The organism is Streptomyces sp. B15, assembly GCF_018070605.1.
In the GTDB taxonomy this organism is placed as follows: domain Bacteria; phylum Actinomycetota; class Actinomycetes; order Streptomycetales; family Streptomycetaceae; genus Streptomyces; species Streptomyces smyrnaeus.
On the sequence record NZ_JAGPXJ010000109.1, the window covers coordinates 1 to 19,869 of the forward strand.

Annotated in this window: 15 protein-coding genes and 1 pseudogene; 6 read left to right on the plus strand and 10 right to left on the minus strand. The window is 73.7% G+C overall.

From position 1 onward, the window contains the following. The coding region (locus KBY19_RS31665) for a TIGR03767 family metallophosphoesterase (RefSeq protein ID WP_210967214.1) at window positions 1-1,222 on the plus strand (1,222 nt) is incomplete at its 5' end. Between the two features lie 56 nt (window positions 1,223-1,278). Here KBY19_RS31665 and KBY19_RS31670 read toward each other — a convergent pair. Further along, window positions 1,279-2,190 (minus strand): LysR family transcriptional regulator, encoded by a 912-nt coding sequence (locus KBY19_RS31670; RefSeq protein ID WP_210967215.1) that lies wholly within the window; start codon window positions 2,188-2,190, stop codon window positions 1,279-1,281. A gap of 74 nt (window positions 2,191-2,264) precedes the next feature. Here KBY19_RS31670 and KBY19_RS31675 point away from each other — a divergent pair, with 74 nt between their 5' ends. Both KBY19_RS31675 and KBY19_RS31680 read left to right on the plus strand, forming a co-directional pair. Further along, complete coding sequence (locus KBY19_RS31675; protein ID WP_221505963.1) at window positions 2,265-3,176, plus strand: DMT family transporter; 912 nt, start codon at window positions 2,265-2,267, stop codon at window positions 3,174-3,176. An 11-nt stretch (window positions 3,177-3,187) separates the two neighbouring features. After that, window positions 3,188-4,333, plus strand: a complete 1,146-nt coding sequence (locus KBY19_RS31680; RefSeq protein WP_099880839.1) for a serine hydrolase — start codon at window positions 3,188-3,190, stop codon at window positions 4,331-4,333. A 10-nt stretch (window positions 4,334-4,343) separates the two neighbouring features. Here the strand turns inward: KBY19_RS31680 and KBY19_RS31685 are convergent, their stop codons facing one another. The 4 genes from KBY19_RS31685 to KBY19_RS31700 form a co-directional block, all read right to left on the minus strand. After that, a complete protein-coding gene (locus tag KBY19_RS31685; protein ID WP_185016853.1) occupies window positions 4,344-5,249 on the minus strand; it encodes a hypothetical protein in 906 nt (301 codons plus the stop codon). A gap of 148 nt (window positions 5,250-5,397) precedes the next feature. After that, window positions 5,398-5,634, minus strand: a complete 237-nt coding sequence (locus KBY19_RS31690) for a hypothetical protein (protein WP_099886500.1) — start codon at window positions 5,632-5,634, stop codon at window positions 5,398-5,400. Between the two features lie 47 nt (window positions 5,635-5,681). Further along, window positions 5,682-7,937: a 4-alpha-glucanotransferase gene (gene malQ / locus KBY19_RS31695; protein WP_210967220.1), complete on the minus strand. Its 2,256-nt coding sequence runs from the start codon at window positions 7,935-7,937 to the stop codon at window positions 5,682-5,684. A gap of 29 nt (window positions 7,938-7,966) precedes the next feature. Then, window positions 7,967-8,248 carry a hypothetical protein gene (locus tag KBY19_RS31700; RefSeq protein WP_099880843.1) on the minus strand — a complete coding sequence of 94 codons (282 nt, stop codon included), beginning with the start codon at window positions 8,246-8,248 and terminating at the stop codon, window positions 7,967-7,969. 567 nt (window positions 8,249-8,815) lie between these two features. On the opposite strand from KBY19_RS31700, the pseudogene KBY19_RS31705 reads away from it, so the two are divergent. Both KBY19_RS31705 and KBY19_RS31710 read left to right on the plus strand, forming a co-directional pair. Continuing rightward, window positions 8,816-10,756, plus strand: a pseudogene (locus KBY19_RS31705) (beta-N-acetylglucosaminidase domain-containing protein); the annotation flags it as partial. 392 nt (window positions 10,757-11,148) lie between these two features. Next, window positions 11,149-12,135 (plus strand): discoidin domain-containing protein, encoded by a 987-nt coding sequence (locus KBY19_RS31710; RefSeq protein WP_307843677.1) that lies wholly within the window; start codon window positions 11,149-11,151, stop codon window positions 12,133-12,135. 146 nt (window positions 12,136-12,281) lie between these two features. On the opposite strand, the gene KBY19_RS31715 is transcribed toward KBY19_RS31710, so the two are convergent. Further along, window positions 12,282-12,821: an HNH endonuclease gene (locus KBY19_RS31715; protein WP_099880844.1), complete on the minus strand. Its 540-nt coding sequence runs from the start codon at window positions 12,819-12,821 to the stop codon at window positions 12,282-12,284. Window positions 12,822-13,095: 274 nt separating this feature from the next. On the opposite strand from KBY19_RS31715, the gene KBY19_RS31720 reads away from it, so the two are divergent. Beyond that, window positions 13,096-14,079, plus strand: coding sequence for a mechanosensitive ion channel family protein (locus KBY19_RS31720; RefSeq protein WP_099880846.1), 984 nt, complete (start codon window positions 13,096-13,098; stop codon window positions 14,077-14,079). A 123-nt stretch (window positions 14,080-14,202) separates the two neighbouring features. Here the strand turns inward: KBY19_RS31720 and KBY19_RS31725 are convergent, their stop codons facing one another. The 4 genes from KBY19_RS31725 to KBY19_RS31740 form a co-directional block, all read right to left on the minus strand. Next, window positions 14,203-15,738, minus strand: a complete 1,536-nt coding sequence (locus tag KBY19_RS31725) for an FHA domain-containing protein (protein ID WP_210967216.1) — start codon at window positions 15,736-15,738, stop codon at window positions 14,203-14,205. A 116-nt stretch (window positions 15,739-15,854) separates the two neighbouring features. Continuing rightward, window positions 15,855-17,210 carry a VWA domain-containing protein gene (locus KBY19_RS31730; RefSeq protein WP_210967217.1) on the minus strand — a complete coding sequence of 452 codons (1,356 nt, stop codon included), beginning with the start codon at window positions 17,208-17,210 and terminating at the stop codon, window positions 15,855-15,857. A gap of 163 nt (window positions 17,211-17,373) precedes the next feature. Then, on the minus strand, window positions 17,374-18,813 hold the full coding sequence (locus KBY19_RS31735) for a PP2C family serine/threonine-protein phosphatase (RefSeq protein WP_210967218.1): 1,440 nt from the start codon (window positions 18,811-18,813) through the stop codon (window positions 17,374-17,376). A gap of 2 nt (window positions 18,814-18,815) precedes the next feature. Further along, window positions 18,816-19,869 (minus strand): tetratricopeptide repeat protein (locus tag KBY19_RS31740; protein WP_210967219.1); only part of this gene is annotated, 1,054 nt, incomplete at its 5' end.

A 19,869-nucleotide genomic window follows, 5' to 3' on the forward strand; every position in this document is an offset into this window, starting at 1 on the left:
GCTGGAGCGCGTCCCCGCGCTGGCCGGCGGCCCCGCCACCGGGGCCCCGCTCTCCTGCGTCGTCACCACGGGCGACAACACCGACAACAACTCGCGTGCGGAGCTGGAGTGGTTCGTGCAGGTTATGAGCGGGGGGCGGATCACCCCCGACACCGGTGACCCCAGGCTGTACGAGGGAGTGCAGGACTCCGGGCTGCCGGACTTCTGGCAGCCCGACTCGGACGTGCGCGACCACGACAAGGCCGTCGGTTTTCCACGGCTGCAGGGGTTCCTGCGGGCCGCCGTGCGCAAGGTGACCAGTCCCGGCCTGACGCTGCCCTGGTACGCGACGGTCGGCAACCACGACGCCCTTCCGGGCGGCTGCTTCGCCGCCGCCGACGCACGGGGGTTCTTCGCCGACTTCGCCACCGGCGACCGGAAGCTGATGCGGCTGCCCGACGCTGAGGGCGCCCGGCTGTGGCGCGCCGTGGAGCGGGGGCTGGACCCCGAGGGAGAGCAGTTCAAGGAGATGCTGCGGGCCGAGCGTCGCCATATGCGCGTCGTCACCCCGGACCAGCGGCGCGCCCCGGTCACCCCGCGCGAGTACGTGCGCACCCTCGCCCGGCCGCACGCGCTGGGGCACGGCCCGGCCGGGCACGGGTACACCGAGGCGAACGCCGAGGACGGCACGCTGTACTACGCCTTCCGGATGGCCGAGGACGTGATGGGCTACAGCCTGGACACCACGCGGCGCGACGGGCACTACGCGGGCCGGCTGGGCACGGCGCAGCTGCGCTGGCTGGAGCGGCGGCTCGCGGACCACGACGACATGTACGCGATCGTCTTCAGCCACCACACCAGCACCACCACCCCGGAGGGCGGCGACGAACTGCTGGCCCTGCTGCGGGACACCCCGCACGCGGTGGCGTGGGTCAACGGGCACAGCCACCGCAACCGGATCACTCCGCACGGCACGTTCTGGGAGATCAGCACGGCCTCCCATGTCGACCACCCGCAACTGGCGCGCACCATCGAGCTGGTGGACAACAGGGACGGCACCCTCTCGCTGTTCACCACTCTCATCGAGTCGGCGGCGCCGCACCGGACGGATTTCACCGACCTGTCGCAGACCGGACTGGCCGCCCTCTACCGGGAGCTGGCCTTCAACGCCCCGGGCGCCCGCAAGGGGCTGGAGGGTGCCGAGGGGGACCGCAACACCGAACTTCTGCTGCGCAAGCCATGAGCCGCCCTCCCCTGGCCCCCAGGCCACCGAACCCCAGGCCCCCAGGCCGCCACGACTCAGTCCAGGGTTGCCCGCCCCTCCCACTCCTCGGCCGTGAGCGCGGCCAGGCAGGCCCGTGCCGAGGGGCTGTCGCCGCCCGCGCGCCACGCGGCCCGCACCTCCCGGTGCAGCGGTGGGCGCACGGGCACGAACCGCACGCCGGGCGGGCAGGGGGTCTGGGCCATCTCGGGGACCAGCGCGGCAGTCAGCCCGCGGGCGACGAAGGCGAGTTGAGTGGCGTACTCGGTGACGGTGTAGCGGACCCGGGGCTCGACGCCGCGCGCCCGCAGGGCCTGCACCAGCGCCTCGTACGGCTCGGTGCCCACCGGGCAGCTCGACCAGACGGCGCCCGCCAGTTCGGCCAGATCCAGCGTCTCCCGGTCGGCCAGCGGATGCCGGGCCGGGAGCGCCACCTCGACCTCTTCCACGGCCAGCGGCTTGACCCGGACGCCCTCGGGCAGCGGCATGGGGCGGCTGTGCCAGCTCTCGATCAGCAGCACGTCCAGTTCGCCGGTCAGCAACCGCGGCACCATGTCGACGGCCTCGCCGTCCACCACTGTCGGCCACAGCCGGGGGTGTGCCTCGGTGAGTGCGGCGAGCACGTCGGGCAGCAGGGCGCGCAGCGAGCTGCCGACGCCGCCGAGCCGGAGCGGCCCGATGATCTCGTCGCCGAGGTCGGCCAGGTCGGACTCGGCAGCGGACAGCTGGGCGACGACGCGGGCCGCGTGCTCGGCCAGCACCCGTCCGGCGTGGGTGAGGCGGACGCCGCGGCCGTCGGGCTCCAGCAGCTGATGGCCCGCCTCCCGCTCCAGCTTGGCCAGTTGCTGGGAGACGCCGGAGGGCGTGATGTGGAGGGCGACCGCCGCGCGGGCCAGGGAGCCGTGCACGGCGACCGCGTCGAGCGCGCGGAGCCTGTCGGAACTGAACACACAAGCGATGCTAACGAGTACCGCACACGAATCGTCGCTTTTGCTTGAGAGTCACGGCAGGCAGAGTGGCTGTCATGACCACCACCGGGGAGGGAACGCAGCAGGCCGGATCCGCCGGGCCGGCCGGACGCAGCCCCGTCGCGCTGGCGGTGGCGGCGTCGGCGTGCATCTCCGCCTCCGCGATGTTCGTGAAGCTGTCCGGGGTCAACGCGGGCACCGCCGCCTTTCTGCGCTGCGTACTGGCTCTGGTCGCGCTGGTACCCGTCGCACTGGCCGAACGCCGCCGCCTGGGGCCGCGACCGGCCCGCGCCCAGCTGTTCGACCTGATGGCGGGTGCGCTGCTGGGAGTCGACTTCGTCTTCTGGGCACAGAGCATCCACGACGTGGGCTCGTCCATCGCCACCGTGCTGCTCAACATCCAGATCGCCGTCTTCCCACTGCTCGCCCTGGTGGTCACCCGCACCAGGCCCGGCGCACGCTACTGGCGCACGCTGCCCGTGCTGCTGCTGGGCGTCGCACTGGCCAGCGGGGCGATCGGCCACCCCGAACCCGGCAGCAGCCCGGTCTCCGGAGTGCTCTACGGGGCCGCGGCAGGTGTGGCGTTCGCGGGCTATCTGTTCTTGACCCGGCTGGGCGGCGGCGGTGCGCACACCGTCCACCCGGTGTGCGTCTCCACACTGGCCGCCGGCGTCACCTCCGGCGTACTGGGGGCACTGTGGACGGGTGTCGACCCGGCGCCCGGCTGGGGACCGCTGGGCTGGCTGGCGGTGATGTCACTGTTCGGGCAGGTGCTGGCCCTGGTGCTGTTGGGCCCGGCACTGGCGCGGCTGGCGCCGGTCACCAGCGCCGCGCTGTTGCTGCTGCAGCCGGTCCTGGCGCTGGCGCTGGGCGTCGTCTTCCTCGGGGAACGACCCACGGTGACCCAGTTCGCCGGGTGCGTCCTGGTCGTCCTCGCCGTCTGGCACACCAGCCGGGCCGATCACTAGAGTCACCGTCCATGCACCTGTCGCGTGCCCTGCTCAGCGGGCTGATCGCCACCGTGACCGCGTGCGGGCTGGCCGTCAGTTCCTCCTCGGCTGCCGACCAGGGCCACGCACGCACCCGGGAGGCCATGGAGGTCATGGTCGAACAGGACGGCGTCCCCGGGGTGCTGGCACAGGTGGAGGACGACGCCGGAGCCTGGAGCGGCAGCGCGGGCACCGCCGACTACACCACCGGTCGCCCCCGACTGGCCCTGGACCGCTACCGGATCGGCAGCCTGACCAAGCCGTTCGTGGCGACCGTGCTGCTGCAGCTGGAATCGGAGGGCACGCTGCGGCTGGACGACCCGGTGGGCCGCTGGCTGCCCGACGTGCGGCTGGGCGAGTACGGCGCGGCCGTGGGCGGGCCGCAGCGCAGCGTCACACTGCGCCAACTCCTCGGCCACACCAGTGGCATCCCGGACTACGCCGCCGATCCCGCGCTGCGCCGCATCTACTTCAGCCCGCGCTTCCTGGTGCACCGTTGGCGCTCCCACACCCCCGAGAAGCTGATCGAACGCAGCCTGTCCCGGCCACCGCTGTTCCCCCCGGGGACCCGGTGGAGCTACTCCAACACCAACTACCTGCTGGCCGGCATGGTCATCGAGCGGGCCACCGGACGCTCCTACGCGGCAGAGATCGAACGCCGGATCCTGCGCCCGCTGAAGCTGGAGGACACCGCGCTGCCGGGCACCTCGTCCCGCATCCCGGGGCAGCACGGCAAGGAGTACTCCACACTCTTCGTCCCCGGGGCACACCCACCGGTACGGGACGTCACCCGGCTCAACCCCTCGCTGGCCGGGGCCTCCGGCGAGATGATCTCCTCGGGCCGCGATCTGGTGCGGTTCATGCGCGCTCTGGTCACCGGACGGCTGCTGCCGCCCCGGCAGCTGGCCGAGATGCGGGCGACCCGCGAGGCCGGCTCCACCGACCGCTACGGGCTGGGCCTGACCGAGCGCACCCTTTCCTGCGGCGTCACGGTCTGGGGCCACGACGGCACCATCCATGGCTCCACCACGGCGGCCTACACCACGGCGGACGGCACACACACGGCCGCCTTCAACGTCAACGGCGACTGGTCGGGCGACACCCGGGACCTGTTCGAGGCGGAGTTCTGCGCCTGAGCGCACCTGGTCAGCGCGGCAGGACCGCCACATACTCGGCGGGATCCTGTTCGTCGGCCGCCATCAGGGCCGTCCTGACCACCGCGGCCTGCTGGGCGAGGGAGTCGCGCAGCTTCTCGGGGGTGACGTGGACGACGGTGATGCCCAGCTGTTCCAGCGCCTCCCGCTTGTGGGTGTACGCGTCCCAGGCCGCCTCCGCACCGGCCCGGGGCGTACGCGCGTCGATCTCCACCGCGACGGCCTGGTCGGGCCAGTAGGCGTCGACGGCGCCCAGGTGCGGGCCGCCGGGCACCCGCAGTTCGACGTTCCAGCAGGGGTCGGGCAGGCCGTGGCCGAAGACCATCTCGTACAGTCTGCCCTCGGTCAGCGCCCGCCCCTCCGCCAGCAGGCTGTCCACGGCGTCCGCGATGTGCGGCAGACCCAGCAGCCGGGCTCTGGTCAACTCCCGTACCACCGGATGCGGCTCGCAGTGCCCGCCGCGCACCGCCTCGACCAGCAGCCGCCGCACCTCGTCGCCGTCCGCCAGCTGGGCCACCGCGTCGGCCAGCGCCCGCGGCACCGGCGCCACCGGCAGCCCGGTGATCAGCTCGGGCTCGGGCAGGATCCGGGTGCGCACCAGGTGCGCGGAGGTGTACGAGCAGGCCGCCGGGAGCGGCGCGCGGGCACCGGGGCCGGTGGGCTCGCCCAGTTCCGGGACCAGGACGTCGATCCGCTCCAGATCCAGCAGGGAGGGAGCGGAGGAGAAGCAGCGCAGGGCCAGCGCGGCCAGACCCGTGATCATCGCGCGGTGGAGCGCCGTGGGATGCGCTGTCGGCGGCGCGGCGGCGTCGCTCTGTGCGTACAGCAGCGCGGCGCGCAGCCGCTCCTCGCTGGTGGGCAGACCGGTACGGGGCGGCAGTGGTACTTCGTGCGTCATGCTGTGGGCGATTCCCCACTGCCCGCACGAAGCCAACGTGTGTGACACAGCTGTCACACAACGCGGACAACCCTGTACTAAAGCACGGGAGTTCGACGGCCGATAAAGGCCCGGCCCGCCGAGGCCCGGCAGCGCGCCCGGTGCGGCGTCAGCTGCTCTTCTTGTGCCTGTCGCCGGCCATGACGAGCCCGGCGATCAGCAGGAAGAGCACGATCGGCGCTGCGACGTACAGCCCCAGGGTCTCGGCGATGCTCAGGCCGGGGCCCGGGTCGTCGCCGTCGTCGCGGGTGAGCGCGAAGGCGGGGGACGACAGCAGCGTCATCAGCGTCACACCAGCGGTGACCGTACCTGCGCGCAGGGCGTTCTTGTTGACCTTGTTGCTCACGCAGCCAACATATCGGACGGGTTGTCGCACCGCGCGCCGGGGTGCTCTTATCGGGTCGTCGGCCCGGGTCCGCCGCAGCCCATGGCCCGGCGCAGCTCCGTGAACAGCTCATGGGCGCGGGGGGAGGCTGCCAGTTGCTCCAGCGTGCGGGGCCGCCCCTGGGCGTCGGCCAGCGGGAGCCGCCAGTTGGGGTACTCGTCGCTGGTGCCCGGGACATTCTGCGCGCGCCGGTCCCCCACGGCGTCCGGCAGCCAGACACCGACCATCCGGGCGGGCGTCGCGGCGAGGAAGCGGTAGACGGCCTTGATCTCGCCCTCTTCGTCCCCCGGGCCTTCCGGCAGCATCCGAAGACGCTCGAACAGTGCCAGCCATTCTGCGAGTTCAAACCGCTGTGCGGCCCGCTCGGCCTCGGCACTCCGGGTGAGCATGCCCAGGCGCTCGCGCAGCTCGACATGGGAACCGGTCAGCCGCGCCGCGGTGCTCGGCAGGTCGTGGGTGGTCGCCGTGGCCAGGCAGTCGGCCCGCCACCGCTCGGGCGGCAACGGCGCGGGCCGCCCACTCCCCGCGCCCGCGCCGTCCTCGGCGGCCCGGGTACCGCTCCGCGCGGCACCGCCCTTCCCGCCCTCCGCGGCGCCGCTCCCGTAGGCCCGCTCGAACCACAGCACCGAGGTGCCCAGTACCCGCCGGGCGGCCAGCTCCTCGCGGACACCCGGCTCGACGGTGCCCAGGTCCTCCCCGATGACGGCGGCACCCGCGCGGTGGGCCTCCAGCGCGAGGACGCCGTGCATGGCCGCGGCGTCGTACCGCACATAGGTGCCCTCGGTGGGCGGACGGCCCTCGGGCACCCACCACAGCCGGGAGTGGCCCATCACATGGTCGACCCGCAGCGCGCCGGCGTGCCGGAAGAGCCCGGCGAGGATCTCGCGGTAGGGCGCGTACCCCTCGCGGGCCAGCGCGTCGGGGCGCCAGGGCGGCAGCCCCCAGTCCTGGCCGCAGGCGTTGAACTCGTCGGGCGGGGCGCCGAGTGTCATGCCCTGGGCGAGGATGTCCTGGTGCGCCCAGGCGTCCGCGCCGCTGGGGTGCACACCGACGGCCAGGTCGTGCACCAGCCCGATCGCCATACCGGCCTCGCGGGCGGTGTGCTGCGCCGCGGCGAGCTGGCAGTCGGTGAGCCAGGCGGTCCAGCTGTGGAAGTCGATCCGCTCCATGTGCTCGTCACGCGCGCGTGCCGTGCGCACCGAGCGGGGGTCGTCCAGGCCCGCGGGCCAGGAGCGCCAGTCAGGGCCGTGCAGTTCGGCCAGCGCGCACCAGGTGGCGTGGTCCTCCAGGGCCTGTCCGCGCTCGGCGAGGAAGTCGCAGTAGGCGGCCCGGCGCCCGGGGCTCAGCGGCACCGCGCGGACCAGCTCCAGCGCCGCGCGCTTCAGCTCCCAGACGGCGTCCCGGTCGATGTGCGCGGCACCGCGCAGCACCTTCTCGCGCAGGGCCGCGGCGCGCTGCAGCAGGGCGTCGGCCTCACGGCGCTCGGCCGGGTCGAGGTAGGCGTACTCGGGGATCTCCTCGACGCGCAGGTGCACAGGGTCGGGGAAGCGGCGGGAGGAGGGGCGGTAGGGCGAGGGGTCCGTGCGTCCGCCCGGTGCGGCCGGTACGGCGGCGTGCAGCGGGTTGAGCTGGACGAAGTCGGCGCCCAGCGCGCGTCCCGCCCAGCCGGCGAGCTCGCTCAGATCGGTGAGGTCGCCCATGCCCCAGGAGCGGGTGGACAGCAGCGAGTACAGCTGCACCAGGAGGCCGTGCGCGCGCGTCGTTCCGGGGCGGGTACCCGGCGCGGGAAAGACGTCGGGGGCGACGAGAAGCGTGCTGTGCGCGGAGCGCTCGTCGGGTGCGTGGGCCAGCAGGGTGTGGACACCGGGCGGCAGCGCCGTCTCCGGGCCCCAGTCGAGCGTTTCGCCGCTCTCGGTGACGACGCGCAGCGCGGTGCCGTCCGGCAGTGCCGGACAGCCCGGCAGGCCGGACAGACCGGATGAGCCGGATAAGCCGGCGCGGGCGGCCGGCCCGGGGCGCCCGCCGGAGCGCAGCACGACGGTGGGAGGCAGCAGTCGGCGGCTGTCCCACTCGTGCTGCTCCAGCGCGGCACGGACGGCGCGCGGCGTCGAGGCGTCGACGCCCAGTGCCGCGAGCACGGCGACGACCGTCTCCTCGGGCACCTGGACCCGGTGGCCCGGTGCGGGCTCGTAGGAGAGCGAGACTCCGTGTGCCGCGGCGAGCCGCGCGACGGGGGTCCCCCCTGACGGGGTCCGGGGGAGCATCCCCCCGGACGGAGTCTGGGGGAGGTTCATCAAATCTCCGCCGGCTCCGTGCCGTATCCGACCCCGGTGGGTTCGCTGGTCAGGGGCGCCTCGGCGAGCGGGGGCTCACTGGTCAGCGGGGTGGCGTCGGCGAGCGGGGGCTCGCTGGTGAGCGGTGCGTCGGCACAGCCGCAGGAGCACGAGCCGTCGAGTCCGGAGTCGGGGTCGGACACACCGGACAGGTCTACCGGCTCGTGCCCTCGTTTGGAGAGTGCGCGCTGTTGGGGGAGCGGGGTGAGAGCGGAGATCAGGAGTTCAGCGGACGCGGCCACGGGGGCCTCCGTTCGTTGACGAAACGTCGGTCACAACTCGCCCTACCCAGTCGACGGGCATGCAGACGTGTCCAAGGAAGGAACGTGTCCCAGCTCACGTCGGTTCCCACGGCGAATCAGCGACAGGACGGGCCCCGGAAAGGAGAATCAAGGGACAAAACGGTCAACTGGCGCCAGTATTTGCGGACCCGCCTCCACGGGCGGCCCACGGTCGGGCGTCCGCGGGCCGGAACGCCGGGCAGTCACCCGGCCAAAGCCCGCGACGGCCGCGCCGCTGAACCATAGAATCCGCGGGCGACCGCGTTTTGTGGCACGTCTGTGGCTTCCCGCGGTGCGCCGGATGGAGCCGCCGTGTCTATGGTGCTGGCGGAAGGCACAGCGGCACGTACGGTACGCACGGCACAGGCGCGCGGCAGCGGCGTACGGAAGCTGGACGGAGGGGTTCCGGTCGGACATCGGGAGGCAGCGGTGGGGACAGCGCGCGGTGAGCACGACCCGGCGGTCCCGGGGGTCGGCACGGGCACCGTTCCGCCCCCGCGCTCCGGGATGCCGGGCGGCTGGGGCCGGATGGGAGCCGCCGCGCTCACGGCGGCGGTCGTCTCCGGCCTCCTCGGCGGCGTACCCGCACAGGCCGCTCCCCCGGCCACCCCGGACGGCCCGGCCGCCGGCAGCCCGGACGACGAGAGCTCACACGACGGGCTGCCCCCGGTCTGGCCGCGCCCCCAGTCGATGCGCGCCCAGGGCGAGTTCGTCCCGGCGGGCGCCGAGGCCACACTGATCGCCGACGAGAACGCGGACGAGTACGCCCTGCGGGTCGTCCGCGAAACCCTGCGCGAGGCGGGCGTGCGCACGGTGCACGAGTCGCGTCCGGGCCGAAGCGGACATCTGAGGGGCCTCGTCGTGCGGGTCGGCACCGAGTCGGCCGGCCCCGCGCTGCGTGAGCTGCGCGCCCCCGCGCGCGGCGACCTGCCCGCGGGCGGCTACCGCCTGGCCTCCGGGCAGGCGGGCGGGTACGAGACCGTGGCGCTCGAAGGGACGGACGGGGACGGTCTGTTCCACGCGGCGCAGACGCTGCGACAGCTCGCCACGCAGCGGGACGGCCGGCGCGGCTTCCCCGGCGTCGCGGTCCGCGACTGGCCGACCGCCTCCGTCCGCGGTACGACAGAGGGCTTCTACGGCCAGCCCTGGACGCACCAGGAACGCCTCTCCCAGCTGGACTTCCTGGGCCGTACGAAGCAGAACCGCTATCTGTACGCACCGGGCGACGACCCGTACCGCCAGGCGTCCCGCTGGCGCGACCCGTACCCGGCCGCGCAGCGCGCCGACTTCCGCGAGTTGGCCGAGCGGGCCGAGCGCAACCACGTCACCCTCGGCTGGGCGGTCTCGCCCGGCCAGGGGCTGTGCTTCTCCTCGCCGGACGACCGCAAGGCGCTGCTGCGCAAGCTCGACGCGATGCGGGCCCTGGGAGTGCGCGCCTTCCAGTTGCGTTTCGAGGACGTCAGCTACAGCGAATGGCACTGCGACAAGGACGCGGACACCTACGGCACCGGCCCCCGGGCGGCGGCACGCGCCCAGGCGGAGCTCGCCAACGCGGTCGCCGAGCATCTGGCCCGGCGCCATCCGGACGCGGCACCGCTGTCCGTGGTGCCGACGGAGTTCTACCAGAAGGGCCGTACGGAGTACCGGGCCGCGCTCGCCAAGAAGCTGGACGACCGGGTGGAGATCGGCTGGAGCGGAGTGGGGGTGGTGCCCCGCACCATCACCGGCGCCGAACTGGCCCGCGCCCGTGACGCGTTCCCCCGCCACCGCCTGGTGACGATGGACAACTACCCGGTCAACGACTTCGCGTCGGACCGGATCTTCCTCGGTCCCTACCGCGGCCGCGAGCCCGCCGTCGCGACCGGCTCCGCCGCGCTGCTGACCAACGCGATGAAGCAGCCGACTGCTTCCCGCATCCCGCTGTTCACGGCCGCCGACTACGCCTGGAATCCGCGCGGCTACCGCCCCAAGGAGTCCTGGCAGGCCGCGATCGACGACCTGGCCGGGGGGCGCGGCAGCGCGTCCGGCACCCGGGCCGCCGTGCACGCGCTGGCCGGCAACGACGCCTCCTCGGTGCTCGGCAGCGACGAGTCGGCGTATGTGCGCCCGCTGCTGGACGCCTTCTGGAAGGCCTACGAGCACGGTGACGGCTCCGAGCTCGACGAGGCGGCCGACGAGCTGCGCAGCGCCTTCACAACGATGCGTACGGCCCCCTCCAAGGTGCCGGACGGGCTCGGCAATGAGGTCGAGCCGTGGCTGACCCAGCTGTCGCGGCTCGGCGCCGCGGGCGAGGCGTCGGTCGACATGCTGGTCGCGCAGTCGCGCGGTGACGGGGCCGCCGCCTGGAAGGCGCAGTTGGAGGCGCGGCGGCTGCGCGCCGAGAGCACCAAGAGCGAGGTGACGGTCGGCAAGGGCGTACTGGCCGACTTCACGGACAAGGCGCTCGACCTGTCCGACGGCTGGACGGGGGCCCAGCCGCCCGGTCCGGGTCCCAGGTCCAAGGACAGGACCGGGGACGGGTCCGGGGACGGGGACGGGCCGAAGGCCCGGCCGCAGGACGGGCGCGGCCGGCAGCTCCCGGTGAGCGGCGGCCCGCAGGGCGCCCCGCACCACCCGCTCTCCTCGGCGGCGGACGGCGACCCGAGCACCTCCTACCGGGCGGCGACGAGCCCGGCCGCCGACACCTTCGCGCCCGAGCGCCCGCCCATGCTCGTCCCGCCGTCCGCCGCCGACACAGCCGGTACGGCCGCCGACACAGCCGGTGCGGCCGGTGCCGCGAAGAAGGGCGACGACGGGCACCACAAGCGCACCGCCGGAGGACCGTACGACTGCCCAAGCCGCGCCCGCTGCGCGCCGTCACGGTGCTGACCGGCCCGCACTCGGGCACCCGGGGCGCGGTCGAGGCGCACCTGCCCGGCAAGGGGTGGCAGCGGCTGGGGGCCCTCTCGCAGACCGGCTGGACGCAGCTGACCGCCGGCCGGCACGGCGCCGCCGAGGCCGACGCGCTGCGGCTGGTGTGGAGCGAGCAGACGAAACCGCCGGTCGTGCACGAGATCACGCCCTGGTACGCCGACACCCCGGCGGCCTCGCTGTCGCTGCCCCGTACGACCGTGGACGCGGCGATCGGCGGCGGTACCGCCCGGGTCACGGCGCGGCTGAGCGGGAACCGGCCCACCGACGTACGCGGCAGGGTCACCGCGAAGGCACCCAAGGGCTTCACCGTGCGGACGCCGCTGCGCACCACCGTGCGGCGGGGCAGCACCACCGAGGTGCCGCTGCGCATCAGCGCCGACAGCTCGGTCAAGGCGGGCAGTTACCGCATCCCCGTCTCGTTCGGCGGCGAGCGGGTCACGCTCACGGTACGGGCCTACCCGCGCACGTCCGGACCGGATCTGGCCCGGCACGCACAGGTGACGTCCTCCGGGGACGAGACCAAGGACTTCCCCGCGGCCGCGGTGGCCGACGGCAAGCGCGGCACACGGTGGTCCTCGCCCGCCGAGGACGGCGAGTGGGTACAGCTGAAGCTGGCCGAACCGGCGCGGGTGGGGCAGGTCGTGCTGCGCTGGCAGGACGCCTACCCCTCGCACTACCGCGTGCAGGTCTCGCCCGACGGCAAGCGCTGGCGCACCGCGGCCACGGTGCGGGACGGCGAGGGCGGCAAGGAGTCGGTCCGGATGGACACCCCCAGGGACACCCGCTATGTGCGTGTGGTCGGCGACAAGCGGGCGACACGCTTCGGGATCTCGCTGTGGTCGGTGGAGATCTACGGCGTGGACAGCGCGGGCCGGGCCAAGCACGCCCGGCGGGATGGCGACGGCGACCGCGACGGCGGCTCGGGCGCCCGGTAGCTCCCCGCCCAGCAGCTCCCCGGAGCGGCAGTGGGGGCGCCGCCGGGCGGCACCCCCACGGGGCGGGACCGTCACGGGTTGCCGCACCGGCGTCACAGCGAGCGCGCGGGCGCGACCGAGCGTGCGGGCATAACAAAGCCCGGGTCTCAGACAGGGGTTCTGCCGTCGATCCGGGCGAGATCATCGTCCGCGCCGTATGGCTGCAGGTAGGGCAGCCAGCGCGGATCCCTGTGCCCCGTGCCGATGATGCGCCAGGCGAGGCCGGAGGGCGGGGCGGGTTGGTGACGCAACCGCCAGCCCAGTTCGGCGACATGGCGGTCGGCTTTCACATGGTTGCAGCGGCGGCAGGCCGCCACCACGTTCTCCCAGGCGTGCGCCCCTCCGCGGCTGCGCGGGATCACATGGTCGACGCTGGTTGCGACGCCACCGCAGTAGGCGCATCGGCCGCCGTCCCTGGCGAACAGGGCACGGCGGGTGAGGGGGACGCTGCCCCGAAAGGGCACCCTCACGAACCGCTTGAGGCGGACGACGCTGGGGGCGGGTATGACATGGGTCGCGCTGTGCATCAGGGCGCCGGAGTCCTCGAGGCTGATCGCCTTCCCGTTGAGGACGAGTACGAGCGCGCGGCGAAGCGGTACGACGCCGAGCGGCTCGTACGACGCGTTGAGGACCAGGACATGCGGCACGGTGCCTCCTTGTACGTCGGCGGCGCGTGGCTCGCGCCGTGACGATCTCCCCTCAGTGTGTCCCGTGCCCTGGTGACTTCGCCACCACGACCGGGCAAGGAGCTGAGCGTGTTTTGGACCACACCGGCTACCTCCCCCGTGGATCAGCGTTCTCACTCGAACACCTGGCCTCATACTGCTCGGAGGCATCAAATGTGAAGCCCTTGCGCCGTTAGTGTGGTCCTGGCATTCGTACGGGTGCCTTGCGGATGTGTCTCGCACGGAAGGTCAACCTGTGTACTGGCTGCTCAGCGCATCCCCTACGCCCGACGGCCCCCAGCCGCCGCGGTCCCTGGAGGACGCCCAGGACAGCGCGGGCGAAGCCGCCGGATGGGTCCAGGAGAACTGGTCGGACTGGCTCGCCACAGGCCTGCGGATCGTTTTCGTCTGCGTCGTCGCGGTCGTGCTGCGCTACCTGATCCGGCGCGCGATCACCCAGCTGATAACGCGGATGAACCGCAGGGCCGAGATCGCCGACAGCGGCAACGCACTGCGCGGATTGCTGGTGAGCGGCGAGCGCCGCAGACAGCGGTCCCAGGCGATCGGCTCCATCCTGCGCAGCGTGGCCTCGTTCGTGATCATGGGCACTGCCGCGATGACGGTGCTCTCCGGGCTCGGGATCAACCTCGCGCCGCTGCTGGCCAGCGCCGGTGTCGCGGGCGTAGCACTGGGCTTCGGCGCCCGCGACCTGGTGAAGGACGTACTGGCGGGTATGTTCATGCTCCTGGAGGACCAGTACGGGGTCGGCGACCGGGTGGACGCGGGAGAGGCGTCCGGTGTCGTCCTGGAGATCGGTCTGCGGGTGACGCAGCTGCGCGGCGACGACGGCGAGATCTGGTACATCCGCAACGGCGAGATCAAGCGCATCGGCAACCTCAGCCAGGGCTGGTCCATGGCCTCGCTCGACGTCCGGGTACGCGCCGACGAGGACTTGGACGCGGTACGGGACGTCGTCGTCGCGGCGGGCGAGGAGATGGGCAAGCAGCGCCCCTGGGACGAAATCCTGTGGGAGCCCGTCCAGGTGCTCGGTCTGGACGAGGTGACGCTGGAGTCCATGGTGCTGCGGGTGTCGGTCAAGACGATGCCCGAGAAGAACCTGCCGGTGGAGCGGGAGCTGCGCTGGCGCATCAAGAAGGCGCTGGACGAGCGCGGCATCCAGCTCGTGGACGAACCGTCCCTCGCCCTGCAGGCCGTGCGGCCCCCGTCGCTGGAGAAGTAGCTCCCCAGGGCGCCGGGAAGCAGCCCCCGGAACAGCTGGAAGCAGCCCGCAGCAGCGCGTGGGGCGTCGGCGTGGGCGTGGGGCGTGCCGAGCGCACCCCCCACGCGCCGCCGCGGGGGGAAGTTACCGGCGCACCAGGGTGATCGTCGTCCACGCACCGACATGGACCCGGTCGCCCTCCTTGAGGGGGACGGGTACGAAGGGCTGGATCGGATCCTCGGCACCGTTGATGGTGGTGCCGTTGGTCGAGTCCTGGTCGACGACGGACCAGCTGCCGTCCGGCTGCTGCACCAGCACCGCGTGCTGGTGCGAGACGCCCGGGTCCTCCGGGGGACGCCCCAGATCGATGTCCGGGGCCTCACCCGTGGAGGCACGACGGCGGCCGATGGTGATCTGCGGGCCCGTGAGCGGCAGCTGCTGCTCCGGGGAGTACGCGGGCAGATTCAGCGCCGCCGCTTCCGGGCCGCTGCGCTGCATCATCGCCGCGAAGTACTCGCGGTCCGGGGCGATCATCGCCGTCCACGCCCCGCCACCGGGCGGAGCACCCGCACCCTGCTGACCGTAGTCCTGGCCGTAGTCCTGTGCGTAGTCCTGGCCGGGTGGCGGGCCGGGCTGCCCGCCGTGACCGTAATCGGGCGGGCCGGGCCGACCAGGCTGCCCGGACTGCTGATGACCGTAGTCCTGGCCGTAGTCCTGGCCGGGTGGGCCGGGCTGCTGCCGGCCGTAGTCCTGGCCTGGCTGCTGACCGGGCGGCGGGGGCGGACCGGGAGGACCAGGGGGGCCGTCGGGCGTCTGCGGCGGAGCCGGGGGCGCGCCCAGCTGCTGCTCGGCCGGGCTGGGCGGAGAGAGCTCCCAGTCACCACCGGCGGGCGGTGCGGGCGGTGCGGGCGGGCCACCGTGCGGCTCGGCTGCGGGGCCGGAGGGGTAGGGCCGCTCCTGCCCCGGGAAGCCACCGGGACCACCTTGGCCACCTGGGCCACCTGGGCCGTCGAACGGACCTGGTCCGCCGGGGGCGGCGGGCTCGCCCGGATGCCCCTGGCCGGGGCCCTGCCTGCCGGGGCCGTCGAAGCCCGGACCGCTCGGGCCGGGACCCTGCGGGGCGCCGGGCGGAGGGGGACCGGGCGGAGGGGGGCCGCCGGGACCGCCCATGCCGGGCCCGCCGGGACCTGGCGGCGGGAAGCCGGGAGCACCCGGCTGCGGCTGCTGCGGCGGATGCTGCTGCGGCTGCTGGGGCTGGGGCTGCTGCTGGGATTGGTGGGGGTGTTGGGGCTGCTGGCCCGGCGGGACGTAGGTCGTCGGCGAGTGCGTCAGGAAGTTGTAGCGGCACTCCTCGCAGAAGGGCGCCTGGGACTCGCGCGGAGTCCCGCACTGGGGGCACAGCTCGGGCGGACCCGAGTCCGGCCCCGGGTAGCCGTAGCCCTGTCCCGGCGCCTGCCCGGGCCCCTGCTCCGGCTGCTGCCCCTGGCCGGGGGCGGGTGGCGGGCCGGGCGGACCGGGCGGACCGGGCGGACCGGGAAAGCCGTAGCCGCCGGGAGCGGACGGCTGAGGGGGCGGCGGTACGGCACCAGCGGGCGACACCGGTGCGCCGGTCATGCGATGACCGCAGACCTCGCACCAGTCGTCGGCCACGGACTGGTGACCGTTCGGGCAAGTCGGCATGGTGAGTGCCTCCCCCTCCGTGCTCCTGCTCTTCGGTACCTGCTGGTACGGATCGTGCCGGTTGTGCGGGCTGTGTGGGCTGTGAGGTTGGTTACGGCGTACCGCGGCCGGTGCGGCTAGCGCTTCACACGGACCGTCTTGGTGGACCGCGTCTCCAGCGTCATCTCATCGGCCTCGGCGACCTTCGCCTTCAGTCGAACAGTACCCGTCGCGGCATCCACCACGTCGACCACCTTCGAAAGCAGTTTCGCAGTATCCGCGTTCCCCGACGCGTTCGCCAGCTGTACTGCTCGTCCCAGTTTGGCCGTTGCGCCCGCTTCGTCCCCGGTCTTGCGGAGTTCGAGGCCCGTCTGGATCACCTGCGCGAGTTCGGCCTGGCCGGTGTAGTGCGCGACCTGCGGGTTGATGGAGGTGGTGGCCACCATGTCGTCCGTCCACACCGCGCGCACCAGGCCCTGCCCGAGCGTCTGCGGGGTGCCGCCCTCGGGCGCCGGCTGGATCAGCGAGACCCGCGCGGCGAGCATCTCCTGGCCGACCTCGGCGGCCGGCACCTCCACACAGACGTGGTAGTCGCGTGACTCGTCGCCCCATGACCCTGTCGGGTAGTCACCGGCGCGCGGCCCGGCCGGGGTACGGCGGTCCGTCAACTCCTCGACCGTGGGAGCCACCTGCTTGACGAACTTGATCCGGGAGCCCTGCGGCGTCCACAGGCGCAGCGCCACATCGGCGACCTCCTTGCCCATGGCGTTCTCCATCATCTGTGTGAAGTCCGCCGCCAGTCCGTCCGGATCGGCCACGATGTCGGCGCTGCCGAGCAGCGCGGAGGCGATGCCGGTGACCTCCTTGACCTCCCAGTCGGTGCCCACCCCGCGCGCGTCACAGGTGAAGTGGCCCGCGCACGCCTCCAGAGCGTCCCGCAACTGCCCGGGCTCCTCGTGCTCGTTGCGCCCGTCGGTGAGCAGGATCCCGTGCCGGATGGCGACGTCGGCGGAGCCCAGCAGTTGATCGGCCAGCCGCAGCCAGGTACCGATGGCGGTACCGCCGCCCGCCGACAGCCCGCGCAGCGCGTCCTTGGCCTCGGCACGGGTGAGGGGGTCGGCGGTGGCGAGCGTCCCGTTCCCGGGGAAGACTTCCCGCGCCTTGTGGGTACCGGCGACGACGGCGAACCGCACGCCGTCCCTGAGGGTGTCGATGGCGGCGGCGGTGGCGGCGCGGGCGTTGCGCAACTTGGTGGGCGGGTAGTCCATCGAGCCTGAGCAGTCGACCATGACGACCACCGCCGCGCTCCCGCCGTCGCCCAGGGGCGCGCGGGCCGGATCGGTGACCGGCAGCGGCAGGCCGCCCGTGGTGCCGCCCCCCGTGGAGGTGACGGTGACGATGGCGTTGACCTCCTGGGCGCCCTCGGGCAGGTACTCGTTCTGGTAGACGTCGACCGAGAAGCGCGGCGCATTGGACTTGGCGAAGTTGGCCATCTGTTCCGCTCCTGTTTGCTCTACAGCGACAAGTAGACAAAGGGGCGGGCACAAGTGCCGTGCTGCTCGCGGCCCTTCCCCCCGGACAGCGTTCTCCTCGTCCCCGGCACCGGTCCTGCGATGTCCTCTGCGGTGTCCCCGGGCCCCCCGTGGCGTGCTCGACTCAGGCCGATCCTGCCCCTCCGGACGGCGCGGGGAACGGCACGACCGCCACCGTTACGTTGTCGTGCCCGCCGCCGTCCAGCGCGTAGCCGACCAAGTGCTGCGCCGACTGGAGGGGGCGGACCAGCGCGTCGCGCGGCACGGCGGCGGCCATCTCCTGAGCGGACTCGGCGTAGTTCCACAGCCCATCGGTGCACACCACCACCACGCCCGCCTGGTCGGGCTTGAACGACGCGGTGTGCGGGTCGATCTCGTACGCGTCGGCGCCCAGCCAGCCGGTGATGGCGTGCGCCCGGGGGTCGGCGTACGCCTCGGCCTCGTTCATCAGTCCCGCCGCGACCATCTGCGCCGCCCAGGAGTCGTCCTCGGTCAGCCGCGCGGGGGTCGCCGTACGGTCGTCGGGCACCCAGTAGGCCCGGCTGTCGCCGATCCAGCCGACCGTCAGGATGCCGTCCGCGCTCAGCGCGCTGACGACCGTGCAGGCGGGCGCGTTCTTCGACGGCTCGACAGGCGTCTGTGCGGCCAGTTCGTTGACCGCGTCGGAGGCGGCGACCAACGCGTCGTACATCGCCTGCTGCGGATGGCGGCCCGACGGCAGCGCCTGGCCCAGCGAGGCGCTGGCGGCCGCCGCCGCGGCAGCTGACGCCTCGTCGGGGCGGGTGGCGGAGGAGACACCGTCGCAGATGACGGCGAACGTCGCGGGCGTGCCCTCGGAGGTGGTGGTCTCCGCGATGGCGAAGAAGTCCTCGTTGCGGTGGTGCCGCAGCCCCCGGTCGCTGGCCGCCGCGACCGTGGCGAGCGCCGATTCCATGTGGTCGCGGTCCCGGGGCTGTTTGTGGCCGCAGTGCTCGCAGTAGCCGTCGCTGTCGATCGTGCCGGTGCCGCAGGCCACACAGACGGGGCCGGGCGACTCCGGGCCCGCAGCGGCCGGTTCCCCCGCTCCCTCGCCACCGGCGGCCACCTGTCCGGGCTGCCCGGGCCGGTCCAGCACGGTGCGCGGATCGGGGCCGGCGGGAGCGGGAGCCGGGGTGCCCGCCGACGCGGTGGGCTCCACGGGCGTCTCGGGGTGTCCGAGGGCGGGCGGCAGCGCGAAGTCGGGCTCGGTGGGCGTCGGCACCTGAGCGGGCGGAGCCGCAGCTGCGGGCGGGGCCGGGGGCGCCGGCGGGGCCGGGGGCGCCGGCGGGGCCGCGGGGGGCGGCGGAGGCGGTGGGGGCGGACTGCCGTGACCGGACGGAGGAGCTGCCGCGAGCCCGTCCGGGAGCGTGGGGGCATGTCGCGGCGCGGGGGGCACGTCGCTGCGGGGGGCGGGGCTGCTCTGCGCGGCGGCAGCAGCGGCTGCCGCCGCTTCGAGGTCCGCGCCGCACGCGCCGCAGAAACGGTCACCCTCCTCGAGCGGTTCCGCGCAGCTCGGGCAGGCGGAGAGTTGGTCCAGCTGAGGCATGGTCACACCCACGTCCGGGGGCGGAAACGGTTGGCCCGTTCCACCAGTTCGATCCTCTCGGTTCCGCTCTGCGCGAGCCGGGCGAGCATCCGGTAGGAGCGTTCCAGGCCGAAGCGCAGCCCCTCCTCGGAGAGCGGACTGCCCAACAGCCGTACCCCGGCACCGGGTGGTGCTCCCGGCGCACTCGCAGAAGCGGGCCCGGGAGCTGCCCCCCGGGCGGGAACAGCCTGGCACAGCAGCCAGTCGAGCGCGCAGCCGAGTACCTCGCAGGTCAGCTCGTGGCGGCGCACGGCGTCCAACCCGACGTGTTCGAGATCGGCCACCTGCTCCGCGGCAGCCCGCAGGTCCTCCAGCAGCGGCTCGTGCGGCGAACGCTGCCGCAGCCGTGCGCGTACGGCAGCCACCCGCGCGGCGGTGTAGTGGATGGACGACTCGGGCACCGACTCCAGCACCTGTACGGCGCCTTCTCTGTCGCCTGTCGCGAGCCGCACCCTGGCCAGGCCGAACGCGGCGCTCACATACGACGGGTCGGTCGTCCACACCAGCCGGTAGTACTCGGCAGCGTTGTCCAACTGGCCGAGCACCTCCGCGCAGACGCCCAGTGCGAGCTTGGGCGCCGGCTCACCGGGAAAGGCGTCGTAGACCGCGTCGAAGGCCAGGGCGGCGGTCTCCCGGTCGCCCGTCACCAGTGCGGCCACGCCTCGGTACCAGACGACCCGCCAGTCGTCGGCGTGCCGGGCCTCCATGGCGTCCAGCGCGTCGAGTGCGGCCCCGGCGCCGTCCGCACCGTCCGGCCCCTCGCCCTGCTCCAGGAGGGCGCGCAGCTTGCGCAGCCGCAGCTCCAGGGAGTCGTGGGCCGCCCCCTCCAGCGCGGCGAGCAGGTCGGCGGGGGACGAGGCCAGCAGTCCGGCGAGGAAGCCCGCGTTGGGGTCGGTGGGATCGACGCGCGGCACGGGCAGCGCCAGCGCCGAACGCCGCGTCGGGAGCGGGGCGAGCGCGATCCCGCCCGCCTGCGCCGTACCCGCCCCGCCCTCGGCCCCGTTGGCCGGCGCGGGG